This window comes from Streptomyces sp. NPDC001634, assembly GCF_040298185.1.
Taxonomy (GTDB): domain Bacteria; phylum Actinomycetota; class Actinomycetes; order Streptomycetales; family Streptomycetaceae; genus Streptomyces.
In genome coordinates this window covers 111,787-125,498 of the sequence record NZ_JBEOZU010000024.1, presented here as the reverse complement: position 1 = coordinate 125,498, position 13,712 = coordinate 111,787, and the positions used below count along the sequence as shown (strand labels likewise).

The following is a 13,712-nucleotide window of genomic DNA, read 5'->3' as shown; positions in this document are numbered from 1 at the left end:
AGGCGAACAAGCCCCACAAGATTTCCGATGTTGTCTAGGCCCAACGTCAAGCATCAACTGGGACCAGAACGTCAAACATCACCCGGGACTAGACACGCTCGCGTAGGGCGTGTCAGGTCTGAAATCGTCCGTGCAGGCTGGGAGTTCGACACCTTGGCGGTGGGCGAGCGGCAAGAAGATCACTGGTCGGATCGTCCACGTCACGCGTGTGCTGGCCTGGGTGATGGTCACCGTGCAGGGCTCTGCGCGCAAGAGCGCTCGCCTCGAATGGATGCGGCCCTCGTACAACCAGATCCATGCCTCGTCCGAGGCGTCCGGGTCGAGCGCCGGTGAGATCGTGCGAAGTGCTACAGCGACCCACCTGTCTGCCTGTGCTGCCGAGTAGGCGTCGAAGGATGCCAGGAGTGCCGGCTGTTGTTGCGTGGTGAGGTCTTGTGTCCAGCACTCGCACCAGTACCCGCGGCGGGGTTTGCCCACCTGGTCTCCGAGGCGCGCGTCGTCTGGTGGGGGACTCATGAGCACGGTGCCGACTCCTGGAGTTCAGCCGAGATGCGGAGTTCCGCGGTGACGGTGCGGCCGGAGTCGTCGCCCTGGATCAGGACACGATCGGCAAGGGCGGTGACCATGCCGAGTCCCCGGCCGTGGGTGGCGTTGGGGGATGGGTGCTGGACCGCGGGACTGGTCTTGGCGTCTCCTGAGTCGGTCACTGCGATGGTCACGCTCAGTTCGGAGACCGTGAGCGTGACATGGAAGGCGCCGGCCGCGTCGCCGCTGGCGGTGTGCATGAGGGCGTTGGTGCCGAGTTCGGTGACGATCAGCGCGGCGTCTTCCGAGTGGGGATGGCCGTTCAGCGTGGCGCGGGTCCAGCTGCGTGCGGCGCGGAGTTGCTGAGGCTTCCCGGGGAAGGTACGTCGGTGTGTGGGCATGGCGTCCTCCATGGCGGATGACCTGCTGCTTTCTGTGCCAGCGGAGCCAACTGGCTGACACGGACCATGCAGAGCCGTACAATTAGTACTAGCACCGTACCGAATGTGCGCGTACCTGGAGTGCGGGTTCGTACTTTTCGTGCGGGCGGCTCGGCGCATAGCGTTCGGCCTGCGGTCTGGTGCTGACCTGGATGCCGACGGAGAGAGGACTTCGCATGTTCGGTCTGTTTGTGCGCTTCACCTGCAAGGACGAAGAGGCAGCGGCTGCGTTCGATGACCTCGTGGCGCGGACTGGTGAGCGGATCCGCGCGAACGAGCCCGGGACGGTGATCTACGCCGTGCATCGCGTTGACGGCCGTCCCCTGGAGCGCGTCTTCTACGAGCTCTACCGGGACAAGGACGCCTTCGAAGAGCACGAGTCGAAGGACTACGTGCGGGCTTTCCTCGCCGAGCGGGACCGGTACCTCTCCGCCACGGAGGTTGATCGCCTGGACTTCGTGTCCGGCAAGGGTGTGGACGTTGAGCACTGAGTATCAGAAGGCGCTAGGCCGCAAGATCGCCTTCAATCGCAAGCGCCGGGGCCTGTCGCAGAAGGAATTCGCCGGCTTGCTGGGGCGCTCGGAAGCATGGGTGTCCCAGGTGGAGCGAGGCGTACGCCGCATCGACCGCATGACCGTGCTGGAGAAGGTCGCCGACGTCCTTGAGGTTCCGGTGGCCGAGTTGGCGGCCGAGGCTCCCATCGTGGCGTCGGTCGCTGATGGTGAACCGCCCGGCGCGAGTCGCCTGCGGCTGGTGCTGAGTGCTGCGCACTCGCTGAAGGCGGTCCTCGCCCAGCAGAATGCTTCCCCTGATGTTCCGGCGCTCCGCGCTGAGGTGGAGCGGGCCTGGTCGCTGACACATCAGGGCAACTATGCCGACCTGGCCGAGTTGCTCGAAGGGCTCGTTCCCCGGCTGGAGTCGGCCACCCGCGCGGTTGCTGAGGCGGAGCGTCCGGAGCTGTTCCGTCTGCTAGCGGTCATGTATCACACGTGCAGTGGCGCGCTCGCGAACATGGGGGAGCCGGAGGCGGCCTGGATCGCAGTCGACCGCGCCGTGGTCGCCGCCGAGCGGGCGAATGATCCACTGCTGATGGCGGCTGGTGAGTTCCGGTTGTCGCTCGTCTTCCTCGGCGCCCGTCACTTCGAGCAGGCGGCCCAAGTGTCCGGGAGTGCTGCTGACGCCCTGCGGCCTATGGCGGAGTCCGGACAGATCGAAGCGGTGGCGCTGCGTGGTGCGCTGACCCTGCAACGGGCTGTGGCTGCTGCTCGGTTGAACCTGGCCGATGAGGCGTACGGGTACCTCCGTGATGCTCGTGAGATGGCCGAACAGGTCGGCGACGGTCGCAACGACTACAACACCGAGTTCGGGCCTACCAACGTCGGTTTGCACGAGGTGGCCGTCGCGGTGGATCTGGGAGATGCCGGTGTCGCACTGCGGGCTGCGCAGGCCGTCGACGAGTCGGGGCTGTCCGCGGAACGGCAGACGCGCTTTCAAATCGATGTCGCGAGGGCTTACGCCCAGCGCCGGCAGGTCGCTGATGCGGTCTCGGCGCTGCTCAGGGCGCGTGAGCTGTCGCCCGAGATGGTGCGGGCCCTGCCCATGGTGAAGCAGCTCGCGGCGGACCTGCTGACCATGGCCCAGCCGCCCTCTGAGGAGCTTCGCACCCTGGCGGCGGAGCTGGGCGTACACGAAGTACGGACTGGTACATGAAGTACTAGACAGTACTTGGAGTACGGGTTACTGTGGTTGGTGTCGGCAAGCTCCTTCGTGTCCAGCGGAGTTGGCGTGCGGGCATGCGAACGGGCCGGAGCAGGAAGGCAGACCTGTACCGGTGCGTAAGTGGAAGGGCCACAGAAACAGATGTGGCCTGAGCGGGAGGCAGCCCACTCAGGCCGGGTGCGTCTTTGGCATCAACGCTCCTGGAGCGTATCGCGCCCAGTCGGTATGAGGTCAACCTCCCGTTGCGTAGTCATTCGTCACTAAACGCGGCCGTACGCGTGTGCGGCGCAACGCAAGGGAGAGCATTTCTGTGCGTGTCATCCGTGTGGAGACTTCGGCGGCCACCATCCTGCTGACCGAAGCACCGGAACCCAAGGTTCGGGACCGACAGACCGGAGAGATCGCCAAGGACGCCACCAGCGGTGAGGCGCTCATGACGATCGGCGCCGTCTACATCGAGGACGGCGAGTCTTCGCTGATCAAGGTCACTGTCCCGGAAAGCGGCATCTCTGAGGGCCTGACGCTCGGCGCTCCGGTCTCGCTGCCTGGGCTGGTGGCCCGCCCGTGGGAGACCGTGTTCAACGGTCAGCAGCGGCACGGCATCGCCTTTCGCGCTGCCGCCGTCACACCGGCCGCCTTCCCGGCTCGGGCCGAGGCCTCGGCCTGATGTCGGACTGGTTGACGCTGCTGGAGGTGGGTGGCCCCCTTGCCGGACTCGGTGGCGGGGCCGCCTACACCCGGGCTCGTCACCCGGGCGTCTACTGGTCCACGGTCGGCCTGCCGATATCGACAGCCCGGCTCCTCGGCTCCTACGGCTCCGTCATGGAGGCGTGCGGCCTGACCGTCCAGCCTTCCCGGCTGCGGGCTCTGGCGGTCAAGGCGACGAGTCGCCGTGAGGTCCGGCCGGTGCCTCCTCGTCGGGGAGTCATCCGGCCCACCTCCACGGGCCTGCGGCTTCGGTTACGGCTGGCTCCGGGCCAGGAACCGGCAGATGTCGCCGCTTCGGCGGAACGGCTGCGGCATGCCTGGGGCGTGCACGCCGTGTACGTCAGCGACGTGAAGCCGGGTGTGGTGGAACTGCGGCTCGTCGGCTTCGACGTGCTGCGCAACGTCCGGATGCCCAGGAAGGCGGAACGCGGACACCTCAAGGTGCCGGTGGCGCTGAGGGAGGATGCAACGGCCTTCGTGCGGGACTACCGGACCATCCCGCACCAACTCACCCTGGGCGCAACCCTGTCGGGGAAGTCCATGTACCAGCGGCACCTGGTCACCGGGCTGGCACAGCAGCGGGTCGCGCTGGTCGGAATCGACTGCAAGCGGGGTGTGGAGCTCGCGCCCTTCGCCCCGCGGCTGTCGGCGCTGGCGACCGATCCCGAGCAGGCGGCCGAGCTGCTGCCGGTCCTCGTGAAGGAGATGGAAGACAGGTACGACCTGATCAAGGCCCGGCAGGGTATCGCGCCGGGCACCCCGGACCAGGAGATCACGTCGGACATCTGGGGCCTGCCCGAGGAAGAACGGCCGGTGCCGATCGTGCTGTTCGTAGACGAAGTGGCCGAACTGTTCCTCGTCGCCACGCGCAAGGACGAGGAACGGCGCGATGAGATGGTCACCCAGCTCATCCGTCTTGCGCAGCTCGGCCGCGCCGCCGGCATCTACCTGGAAGTCTGCGGGCAGAGGTTCGGGGCCGAGCTGGGCAAGGGCGCGACCATGCTCCGGGCCCAGCTCACCGGCCGCGTGTGCCACCGCGTCAACGACGAAGCGTCCGCAAAGATGGCGCTCGGCGACATCGCACCGGAAGCGGTCTACGCCGCCTGCGCCATCGCCCCCGAACGCCCCGGCCTTGCCGTGGCCGGTGACACCTCCGGCGGCTGGTCTCGTATCCGCACCCCGTACCTCTCACTCGGCGACGCTGCTGCGGTCTGTCGGGAATCGGCTCACCTGATGCCGAACCTGCCCGCGTTCGAACCGTTCCGGCCAGCGGTGCAGCTCCGCCCGGCTGACGCCCCGGTGTCGCTGGTCAAGCCAGTCCCGCTCGCCGAGTAGGCGGCTGATCGCTCAACCACGCCTCAACGGCCCGCACGTCCGTCTCGCGCCAAGTCCCTACCCCCGCCATGCCCAAAAACGAGGGAGTCACCTTGTCCCGCCCGTCCATCTCCCAAGTGTCGGCGCTGATCACCGACCTGGCCGACCACCGCAAATTCGGCGTCGGCGACTACCGCGAACTCATGAGCCGCAAGGCGGACCTGCTCGAACGTATCGCCGCTGACCAACCTGGCGATGCGGAAGCGGCCGAGGTCGCCGCCGCTGCACGCGCGCGGGCCGATGAGCTCGAGTCCACCGACTGACCGCACTGGAGGGAATCGAACCGTGCGCGCCCACCTGGCCCGCGTCGACGCGGTGCTCGTCCAGGCGGTCATCGCCGCGGCGCTGTCCTTCGCCCACTTGCACGACCTGGCCTCGGCCGCGGGTCAGCACGGGTGGAAGGCGTGGGCGTACCCGGTCTCCGTGGACCTGCTGCTGGTGGCGGCCTGGCGTCGACTGCGCTCCGGCGGGGCGAAAGCGGGCGGGTGGTGCTGGTTCCTCGTCGCACTGACCGCCTCGCTCGGCGCCAACGTCGCCACCGCCGGCCTGCTCGACCTGGGCGTCGTACCCGCCTGGCTCCGCATCCTCGTCGCCGGATGGCCTGCGGTCGCCTTCCTCGGCGGCACCCTCCTCGCCCACACCACACACGACACGACCGGCGAACCCGCACCCGTCATCCCTGAGCCGACCGCCCCTGAGCCCGAACCTCGACCGGCCATCGACCCTTCCCCGGTGCCGGTCCCGGCCGCCCTCGTCGACCACGCCCGAAAGGTCGCCGCAGAACACCGCGCGCGAACCGGAGCAGCTATCGACGCTCCCACTCTCCGCGCACGGCTCGGCGTTCCGGCGCAACTGGCCGAAGCCATCGCCGCACAGCTCTGAAGGAGCACACATGCCCGCCAACCGCCGTTTCCGCAACGTCGTCCGCATCGGCCCCGTCCAGGTCGGCACGTACTACGACGGCCGGGGCCGGGAGAAGCACACCGCCGCCTGCACCGCCCCGCGCTGCGGCTTCTCCACGGACTACGACAGCCGCGCCGCCGCCGAGCTGGCCGCCCGCACCCATCGCTGCGCCGTCCGCTGAGGAGACCCTGTGACCGTCTCGCTCCCGCTCGTCGTCGTCTTGGGCGTCATCGCCTGGGCTGCGATCAAGTTCCTCGGCATCCGTCTCTGGGTCGCTGTCGTGATCGCGCTGTTCGGCTTCTGGCTCTCTCACACCTTCCTCGCCCCGGCCATCGAGTCCGGCACCCGTTCGGGGGTCGGCGTGGTCAACGGCACCCACAAGTGACAAGGAGGCCCACCGTGTTCCGTCCCAAGCTGCCCGACGTCCCGGCGCTGCCGACGACGCCCGTCGTCACCCAGCAGACGCAGGTTCCGGCGCCTTCCGCAGGCCAGTCGCTTGCTCCCTTCGCGGGTGTGGTCGCCGGCGTGGTCGTCGTCGGCGTAGTGCTCACCGCGCTCTTGGCGGCCGTCGCCGTATCGGCCGTGTCCGTGGCCATCGCCGCGGTGGTCCTGCGCTCCCTCCTCAGCGGCGCGAACAAGCGCTGACCGGCCGCCGGGGCGGCAATAAGTCGCCCAGCATCCCGTCCGCCCCGGGGCAGTCCCTCCCAACCGTCCAAGCAGCCGAAAGGAACACGCATCATCACCCGGCAGATTCCTCCTCCGCTGGCGGAACTCTCCATGCTGGCCTCCCTCGGGACCATGCCCGAGCTGGCCCACCAACTCTCCGGCCTGGGCGGCTGCACCCACCCGATCCGCCTCGACGGCCACCGCACGGAGTACGCGGTCAACACGACGACCGGCGAGATCGGCAACGTCCTGCGCCACCTGCACTCCGCCAGTCTCCCCGCCGGACAGCTCCTCGTCCGCTGCAACAACCGCCGTGCCACCCGGTGCGCAGCTTGCGCCGAGACGTACCGGCGCGACACCTACCACCTGATCACCGCCGGACTACGCGGCGGCAAGGGAACCTTGGAACAGGTGGCGACGCACCCGCGTGTCTTCGCCACGTTCACCGCCCCGACCTTCGGCCCGGTCCACAACCGTCCCTCAAGCGGCCGGGACTGTCGCTGCGGCATCCGCCATGACGAGCAGGACCCCGCCCTGGGCACTCCGCTCGATCCGGAAACGTACGACTACGAAGCGGCCGTTCTCTGGAACGCGCACGCCGGTGCCCTGTGGCGGCGCTTCTCGATCTACCTACGCCGGGAGGTCGCCAAGCGCGCCGGCCTCACACAGCGAGCATTCCGGCACTACGCCCGGGTCTCCTTCGCAAAGGTGGCCGAGTACCAAAAGCGCGGTGCCGTCCACTTCCACGCGGTCATCCGCCTCGACGGCCCCGAGGACGGCAACACCGCGCCCCCGGCGTGGGCCTCGGCCGACCTGCTCACCGACGCCATCCAGGCCGCGGCCACGGCTGCGCGCGTGGACGGACCGGAGGTCGACGGCCGGGCGCACCGCTTCGTCTTCGGCCAACAGCTGGACGTCCGCCCAATCCGTTCCGCCGACTTCGACGGCGGCCAGGAGCTGACCGAGCGCGCCGTAGCGGCGTACATCGCCAAGTACGCCACCAAGGGCGCCGAGACGGCGACCGGCACCCTGGACCGGCCGATCAGGTTCCTCGCCGAGCTGGCACAGGCCCGAATCTCCGAGCACGCCGGGCGCATGATCCGTACCGCCTGGTCCCTCGGTGCCCGCCCCGAGCTGGCAGAACTCCGGCTCCGTGCCTGGGCTCACATGCTCGGCTTCCGCGGCCACTTCTCCACCAAGTCCCGCTGCTACTCCACCACTCTCGGCGCCCTCCGCGACGCCCGCGCCGAATGGCGTCGCGCCCAAGCCGCACCGGCTGTTCCGCAGGACGGCGAAACCACGCTCGTACTCGCCCACTGGGTGTTCGCCGGCACCGGCCTCAGCACCGCCGAATCCTGGCTCGCCGCCTCACTCGAACCCGCACCCGGAACGGAAGGAGAACCGACGCATGCGTGACGACGAGTTGTTGACCGTGGCCGATGTCATGGCTCGCCTGAAGGTCGGCCGGTCCACGGTCTACGACCTGATCCGCACCCGGCGTCTGCCCTCGGTCACCATCGGGCGGTGCCGGCGCATCCCGGCCTCCGCCCTGGGCGACTTCATCGCGAGCGAGATGGAGCGTGCGGCCTGATGACCAAGCGTCGGAGTCGTGGTGACGGCGGCCTGCACTGGGACGAGAAGAGACAACGGTGGATCGCCACGGCCAACCTCGGGTTCGATCCGAGCGGCAAGCGGATCGTGAAGCGGGGGAGTGGCAGGACCAAGACGGAAGCCAAGAACAAGCTCAAGGAGGTGTTGCGGGACCACGAAGACGGCCTCGCCATTGCGCCCACCAATTACACGGTCAAGGACGCCGTGACGGACTGGCTGACGTACGGCTTGGCGGGCCTCGACCCCAGCACCGTTGAGACCGTGACGCTCCTGAGCCAGAAGCACGTGATTCCATCGCTCGGCGCGCGGAAGCTTCGCGACCTGAGCGCGGAGGACGTAGATCGCTGGCTGGCCACCAAGGCGAAGTCGCTCAGCACGCGCACGCTCCAGGGAATCCACTCCTGCCTCAACCGCGCGGTCAAGCGGGCCATGGCGCGGGACAAGGTGAAGCGCAATGTCGTTGAGCTGTGCTCGGTGCCCCAGGGGCAGGCCGGACGCCCATCCAAGGCGCTCACCTTCGCCCAGGCCGAGGCCGTACTCAAGGGCGCCGAGGGGACCTCTATGTACGCGTACATCGTCGTCGCCCTGTTGACCGGAGCCCGTACCGAGGAACTTCGGGCACTCACCTGGGACCACGTCTTCCTGCAAGGCCGGCCGGACCTCGACCCGCCTCAGCCTCCGCATATCGCCGTCTGGCGGTCGGTCCGGCGGAGCGGGGACACGAAGACTCGGAAGTCCCGGCGCACGCTCGCTCTGCCGGCGCGCTGTGTTGATGCCCTCTGGCAGCAGTTCGAAGATCAGGGGTGGGATCGGCTCGCCGCTGGGGACGACTGGGAGGAGCACGGCCTCGTCTTCTCCTCGGCCGTGGGCAAGCCGCTCGACGCTGCCAACGTCCGCCGTGCTTTCCGCCAGGCGCTCAAGGGCATCGACGGGATCAACGCGGACGAGTGGACGCCGAGGGAGCTGCGGCACAGCTTCGTGTCTCTGCTGTCCGACCGCGGTGTCCCGCTTGAAGAGATCTCCCGGCTCGTCGGACACTCCGGGACCGCCGTGACCGAGGAGGTCTACCGGAAGCAGATCCGGCCCGTGATCCAGACCGGCGCCGTGGTCATGGACGGGATCTTCGGAGCGCAGGAGCGGCGTCCGTAGAGACGCGAAAAGCGGTAGTCACGCAGTTAGACACGCAGACCAAACAGGTCACCCACCTACTAGTGACTAGTAGGTGGGTGACCTGCTGTTTCGGCTGTCGGGGTGGCGGGATTTGAACCCACGACCTCTTCGTCCCGAATGAGGTTCGGTCGGGATCGCCATCAGGTGGTTTGCTGTTTTGCCTGGTCAGGGCGTTGGGGTGCGGTGGTCTCGGGTGGTCTCGAAGGAGCCGAGAGAGCGGGTCGGCTCCCAGATGGCTCCCAGGGATAGCGCCCGGGCGGGACTGGTGTTCTTGCCCCGACCGTTATGACGACGGAACGGGGGCACGTTGTCGACCCCGGCTCTTGTACTCAGCGGTTTCGTCGGCGAGACGCCTTGGCTTGCTTCTGACGCTTACGTCGCGCGTCCTCCGCGCGGCGCTGGGCTTTGACCCTCGCCACATCCTCGGGGCTCCGGATAGCGCGAGGGAATGCCTCTTCCACCGCAGCCTCGTCGTCAAGTAGCCATGGCGGACACGCGCCTGTCATCGCCTCGGTGTCGGCGACGATGGCTTCCTCCAACTCGACATCCGGAAATTCGGCGCCCGTGCACGAGGAGTAGCGTGTAAAAGGCGAGGCGAGTCCTGTGATCGCCCCGATTCCCGAAGACGGGTGATCCTCATGACCGGCTCCGATGCACGGTCTGTTTCCCGGCATCTGCCCAGCGGTGTTCACGAGGCCGTGCAGCCGGGGTGTGCGTTGCTCCGGCTGGAGACCACGGAGTCGCGCGAAGGTGTCCTCGACGGTGCGTGGTGGCCGCGGTCGCGCGACATCGCCGCCGAGCTGCCCGCGCTGCTCAGCGCCCTCACCGGCCATCTCGGCCCCCTCACGCGCGTCGGGCTGGACACCACGGCCTGGGAAGGGCTTCCGACGCGGATCGTCGTCGACGACCAGGTGGTGCACATCGACTCCTTTCCGCTGGGCGACGACACCGTGCTGATCACCCGAGGCGACCAGGACATCTTCTCGCTGCTGGTGGTTCCGCCGGACACAGCACCCGAGGCCGCCCGCGCCGCGATGGCCCAGGCCGTCCGGGCCGACAACGTCACCCAGGCGAATCAGATACTCATCGACACCCGAAGCGCGCAGGTGCCGCCGGAGTGAGGTCAGCCGCGCCACTCCACCAGGAGCAGCGTCGCGTCATCCGTGGTGTGTCCGCCCCGCGCCCGCTTGAGCGTGTGGGACAGGGAGCGCGCCACCGCCCGGATTCCGCGGCCGGTTCTCTCCAACTGGTTCACCCAGTCGATCATCAGGTCCTCCCCGAACTCGTCCTCCCCGGTCTTGTGCTCCTCGATCAGTCCGTCCGTGAAGCAGAGGAGGCGGTCCCCCGGCTCCAGCTTCATCTCGCTCGTCTGCGGCTGCGGACCCCCGAAGCCGACAGGGAGGGTCGTCGGACCGGTCAGCCGGAGTGTGACGCGGTGATCACGGACGAGCATCGGTGACGGGTGCCCGGCGTTGACCCACAGAAGATGCCCCGTCGTGGTGTCCAGCTGCAGCATCTGCGCCGTGACGAAGTGCTCGGGGCCGAACTGGTCCGCCACTGCGCGGTCCATGAAGGCGTAGATCTCCGGCAGTCCGGTGCCGGCGCGGCGGGCGTGGCGGTAGGCGCCGATGGCCACGGTCGCCATCGTGGCCGCGTCCAGGCCGTGTCCCATCGCGTCGATCATGGCCACGTGGAGGACGTCTCCGTTGAGGGCGTAGTCGAAGCTGTCACCCGCCACGTCATAGGCGGGTTCAAGGATCCCGGCCACGGCGACCCGAGGCATGATCATCGCCAGCGGTGGCAGCAGGGCCCACTGGATCTCGGCGGCGACGCTCATCGGTTCGCTGCGTCGGACACCGAAGAAGAGGTCGGAGTAGCCGTGCTTGGTCACCAGTAGGTCGGCCACCAGGCCGGCGAGCCTGCGCAGCATGCGGCGGTCGTGTTCATCGACGCTGTCCAACGTCACTGCCATGACTCCGACCTGATCGCCGCCGTCCAGCAGCGGCAGCAGGATTCGCACGCCGTCGTCCTCGGGCAACTCGACGGGGTGAGCGTCGAGAAAGCAGCGGCCCGCCTCGGAGTCGTCGATCACCTGCGGTTCCCCCTCCGTGAGGCCGTCGCCGGGCAGGGGGACGAGCAGCAGTTGGCCGTAGTCCTGCAGCAGCACCTGCGGCCGGCGACCCCCGAGCCGCTCCACCACGTCAGCGACCAAGGGCCCGATGAGATGGGGCGGCAGCTCATGCGCGCGGTCGAGGACCTCTCCCAGCAGAGCTTCCCCGAAGCTCTCGTAGCGGTCTGCACGCTGTCCGGCCGTCATCCCCTCACCCGCCATGATCCGAGCCGATCGGAGCGGCGGGCTGGGACGACGCAGGGTCTGCCAGTGTCATCGCTCCATCGACGGGTCGTAGATGCCCCGGGACTGGCCCCGTCACCCGGGTCCGTCCGGATGGATCGGGCCTCTCACCTGAGTCCGGACCCTCCTTCCGACTCCCATGTGTCTTGTCCGTCGAGGCCGCTCTCGACGAGTGCCAGCAGGCGCGGAGCCGACAGTGGGTTCCCGGGGTCGGCGGCAGCGGTCAGCAGCCGGGTGGCGGCTCCGGCCGGCTCGTCCGGGGGGATCACCAGCAGTTCCCAGCGTCCCACGGTGCCGCAGTCCACGGTGATGGCATGCACCTCGGCGGCAAGATCGGTCAGGACCACCTCGATCACATGGCCGGGCGCCATCACCTCCTGCGGGGCATCGGGCCAGGTGGCGGTCCCCACGGTGACGCGGGTGACGGTGCCGACGCTCGGATCCAAGGAGCCGACCAGCGCGGGCAGCTCCAGTTCCAGTGCGTAGCAGCGCGGCCACCACGCGCCGTCCAGCGGGCCATGGCTGACGCCCGCCGTGAGGCGCAGCCGGGGCAAGGGCATCCGGTAGGAGCGGCCTTCATCTGGTGCCGTACCTTCGGCGGGCTCTGTGATGGCGTTCATCGTGCGATCCCGTTCCGGGCGGCTTCCGGCCGCCCGTGTCTGCCACTCGCCGGGAACGGCGCCGCCGTGGTCGTGCGCCCGAAAGCTCTCGGTATGTGTCAGGCTACTCCCGGCCGTGGCGGGCGGCCTGGTGCGCAGCCATCGCGGAGAGGCAGACAGCCGGCCGGTACGACCGCCGGCTCATCGCCCCTCTGCCAAATCATCGGCGTGCCAAGGCCAGCCCTTCGACGGACAGGGTCAGCACACAGGGGGCGACGGCGCCGGGCAGCCCGACGACCTCACCCATGTTCTGCCAACCCCAGGACGAGAAGGCGGCTTGTCCTGCCTGGTCGGCAGGATGCAGCAGGGTGACCCCGAGGCAGGAGTGCAGGTCTGTGAGCAGACGCTGCTGCAGGCGGCGGGCGATATCGCGGTGCTGAGCGTGCGGATGGGCCACCACCTGGGTGAGGACGACGAACCGTGCGCGGGAGGTGAGCCGATGGATGATCCCCTGGAGCGTTCCGTCGAACCCCCGCCGGCCGGAACCGTCAGCACCCACCGGAAAACCGAAGGCGCAACCGACCAGCACCGTCGTCTCTGCGACCAGCAGGGCGAAGCCGGGGCGGTGGGCAGTGACCGCCAGGCGGTGCAGGAAGTCTCCACGGTCGTGGTACGCCTCGCCGGGGGTGCCCGCGACGGACTCCGCAGCCAGGTCCGCGATGTCCTCGCGCATGTCTTCGGCCTGCCAGCGGGTCAGCCGGCGAAGCCGGATCCCGTCCTTGAGGACCGGCTGATCCAGCCGACGAGCGGGGTCCCCGGGCGCCCGCGGCGCGGTACTCAGAAGGTTGCCGGATGCGGTGGGCGGCACGGGACTCACCTGGCCGGTAAGGAGCAGCGAAGTGGATCCGGTGACATCGAGGAGCCGGGTGATCTGCGCGCACGGGTGCTGCAGCCTCAGGCAGGCGTGGACCCGGCCGGCGCGCCGTGATGCCGACCGGAGGACGTCCAGGCCCCCCGCGTCGCAGGAGCCGACCGTGGTCAGGTCGATGTCGATCACGGTGACACCGTCCAGCAGACACTGCTCCAACGCGGCCCGCAGCAGCGGCGTCGTGGCCGGCCCGATGTCACCAGCAAGCGTGACGAACGTCCGCTCCCCTCGGTTCCGCCTATGAATGTCCAGCCGGGAAAGGGTCATCACGCCTCCCCTTGGTGGGGGCGCGGACCCGCGCGGGTGCTCAGCGCGGCCCCAGCCATGATGAGCTCGCGCGGAGTTGCTTCGACCGCGGCGGACATGATGCCGACCCGTCTCCGCGCCGACGATTGGGGCGGCCCGGACTCGTCTCTCGCCGAGGACGACCCGGCGTGGCGGCCGGAGTGCGTGATGCCCTCGGTACTTCAACCGTACGTCGGCCGCAACCGGAAGCGGCTGCGCCGAGGGCGCGCCAGGACACTCCCGCTGACGCCGCGGGCGGTGAGGCCGGCGATGAGCAGGGCGGACCCTGTGCGGATGTCGGTGGCCTCCACCCCTGCGCCGGCCAGCTGCTGTGGGCCGGTGAAGCGGCACTTGGTGGGGGAGAATTCGTGGAACTCGGCACCCAGGCGAGTCAGGTGGGGGCAAGAGGTTGCTCCCAAAGCGGAGGCATA

18 protein-coding genes and 1 pseudogene are annotated in these 13,712 nt (G+C 68.8%); 13 read left to right on the top strand and 6 right to left on the bottom strand.

The genetic code is table 11. The features are described from left to right. Nucleotides 1-78 precede the first annotated feature (78 nt). Together ABT186_RS18520 and ABT186_RS18515 are read right to left on the bottom strand one after the other, a co-directional pair. The gene (locus ABT186_RS18520) at nucleotides 79-516 is read right to left on the bottom strand and encodes a hypothetical protein (RefSeq protein WP_351925868.1); all 438 of its coding nucleotides are present in this window, start codon (nucleotides 514-516) and stop codon (nucleotides 79-81) included. Continuing rightward, nucleotides 513-926: an ATP-binding protein gene (locus ABT186_RS18515; protein WP_351925858.1), complete on the bottom strand. Its 414-nt coding sequence runs from the start codon at nucleotides 924-926 to the stop codon at nucleotides 513-515. The genes ABT186_RS18520 and ABT186_RS18515 overlap by 4 nt, the downstream gene beginning before the upstream one ends. 215 nt (nucleotides 927-1,141) lie before the next feature. Here ABT186_RS18515 and ABT186_RS18510 point away from each other — a divergent pair, with 215 nt between their 5' ends. The 13 genes from ABT186_RS18510 to ABT186_RS18450 all read left to right on the top strand — a co-directional run bounded on the left by ABT186_RS18510 (nucleotide 1,142) and on the right by ABT186_RS18450 (nucleotide 10,237). After that, complete coding sequence (locus ABT186_RS18510) at nucleotides 1,142-1,456, top strand: putative quinol monooxygenase (RefSeq protein WP_351925856.1); 315 nt, start codon at nucleotides 1,142-1,144, stop codon at nucleotides 1,454-1,456. Further along, entirely contained in the window at nucleotides 1,437-2,675 is a 1,239-nt protein-coding gene (locus ABT186_RS18505) for a helix-turn-helix domain-containing protein (protein ID WP_351925854.1), read from the top strand. Before ABT186_RS18510 ends, ABT186_RS18505 begins: the two co-directional genes overlap by 20 nt. Nucleotides 2,676-2,994: 319 nt before the next feature. Beyond that, on the top strand, nucleotides 2,995-3,351 hold the full coding sequence (locus tag ABT186_RS18500) for an SCO3933 family regulatory protein (protein WP_351925852.1): 357 nt from the start codon (nucleotides 2,995-2,997) through the stop codon (nucleotides 3,349-3,351). Next, nucleotides 3,351-4,727 (top strand): FtsK/SpoIIIE domain-containing protein, encoded by a 1,377-nt coding sequence (locus ABT186_RS18495; protein WP_351925850.1) that lies wholly within the window; start codon nucleotides 3,351-3,353, stop codon nucleotides 4,725-4,727. Before ABT186_RS18500 ends, ABT186_RS18495 begins: the two co-directional genes overlap by 1 nt. 116 nt (nucleotides 4,728-4,843) lie before the next feature. Beyond that, complete coding sequence (locus ABT186_RS18490; protein ID WP_351925848.1) at nucleotides 4,844-5,029, top strand: hypothetical protein; 186 nt, start codon at nucleotides 4,844-4,846, stop codon at nucleotides 5,027-5,029. A gap of 22 nt (nucleotides 5,030-5,051) precedes the next feature. Continuing rightward, nucleotides 5,052-5,648, top strand: a complete 597-nt coding sequence (locus tag ABT186_RS18485) for a DUF2637 domain-containing protein (protein ID WP_351925846.1) — start codon at nucleotides 5,052-5,054, stop codon at nucleotides 5,646-5,648. Between the two features lie 10 nt (nucleotides 5,649-5,658). Then, on the top strand, nucleotides 5,659-5,850 hold the full coding sequence (locus ABT186_RS18480) for a mobile element transfer protein (protein ID WP_351925844.1): 192 nt from the start codon (nucleotides 5,659-5,661) through the stop codon (nucleotides 5,848-5,850). A gap of 9 nt (nucleotides 5,851-5,859) precedes the next feature. Next, nucleotides 5,860-6,054, top strand: a complete 195-nt coding sequence (locus ABT186_RS18475) for a hypothetical protein (RefSeq protein WP_351925842.1) — start codon at nucleotides 5,860-5,862, stop codon at nucleotides 6,052-6,054. 14 nt (nucleotides 6,055-6,068) lie between these two features. After that, complete coding sequence (locus ABT186_RS18470; protein WP_351925840.1) at nucleotides 6,069-6,314, top strand: SpdD protein; 246 nt, start codon at nucleotides 6,069-6,071, stop codon at nucleotides 6,312-6,314. 132 nt (nucleotides 6,315-6,446) lie between these two features. Further along, a complete protein-coding gene (locus ABT186_RS18465; RefSeq protein WP_351925838.1) occupies nucleotides 6,447-7,751 on the top strand; it encodes a replication initiator in 1,305 nt (434 codons plus the stop codon). After that, entirely contained in the window at nucleotides 7,744-7,926 is a 183-nt protein-coding gene (locus ABT186_RS18460; protein ID WP_351925836.1) for a helix-turn-helix domain-containing protein, read from the top strand. The genes ABT186_RS18465 and ABT186_RS18460 overlap by 8 nt, the downstream gene beginning before the upstream one ends. Further along, nucleotides 7,926-9,095 (top strand): site-specific integrase, encoded by a 1,170-nt coding sequence (locus ABT186_RS18455; RefSeq protein ID WP_351925834.1) that lies wholly within the window; start codon nucleotides 7,926-7,928, stop codon nucleotides 9,093-9,095. Before ABT186_RS18460 ends, ABT186_RS18455 begins: the two co-directional genes overlap by 1 nt. Nucleotides 9,096-9,754: 659 nt before the next feature. Next, on the top strand, nucleotides 9,755-10,237 hold the full coding sequence (locus ABT186_RS18450) for a DUF5994 family protein (RefSeq protein ID WP_351925832.1): 483 nt from the start codon (nucleotides 9,755-9,757) through the stop codon (nucleotides 10,235-10,237). Between the two features lie 2 nt (nucleotides 10,238-10,239). Here the strand turns inward: ABT186_RS18450 and ABT186_RS18445 are convergent, their stop codons facing one another. The 4 genes and pseudogenes from ABT186_RS18445 to ABT186_RS18430 all read right to left on the bottom strand — a co-directional run. Beyond that, nucleotides 10,240-11,433 (bottom strand): PP2C family protein-serine/threonine phosphatase, encoded by a 1,194-nt coding sequence (locus ABT186_RS18445; protein WP_351925866.1) that lies wholly within the window; start codon nucleotides 11,431-11,433, stop codon nucleotides 10,240-10,242. A 143-nt stretch (nucleotides 11,434-11,576) separates the two neighbouring features. Continuing rightward, nucleotides 11,577-12,089, bottom strand: coding sequence for a DUF5994 family protein (locus tag ABT186_RS18440; RefSeq protein WP_351925830.1), 513 nt, complete (start codon nucleotides 12,087-12,089; stop codon nucleotides 11,577-11,579). A gap of 199 nt (nucleotides 12,090-12,288) precedes the next feature. Beyond that, complete coding sequence (locus tag ABT186_RS18435) at nucleotides 12,289-13,263, bottom strand: STAS domain-containing protein (protein ID WP_351925828.1); 975 nt, start codon at nucleotides 13,261-13,263, stop codon at nucleotides 12,289-12,291. Nucleotides 13,264-13,523: 260 nt separating this feature from the next. Next, nucleotides 13,524-13,682: pseudogene (locus ABT186_RS18430) on the bottom strand (carboxyvinyltransferase); the annotation flags it as partial. Between the last annotated feature and the right edge of the window lie 30 nt (nucleotides 13,683-13,712).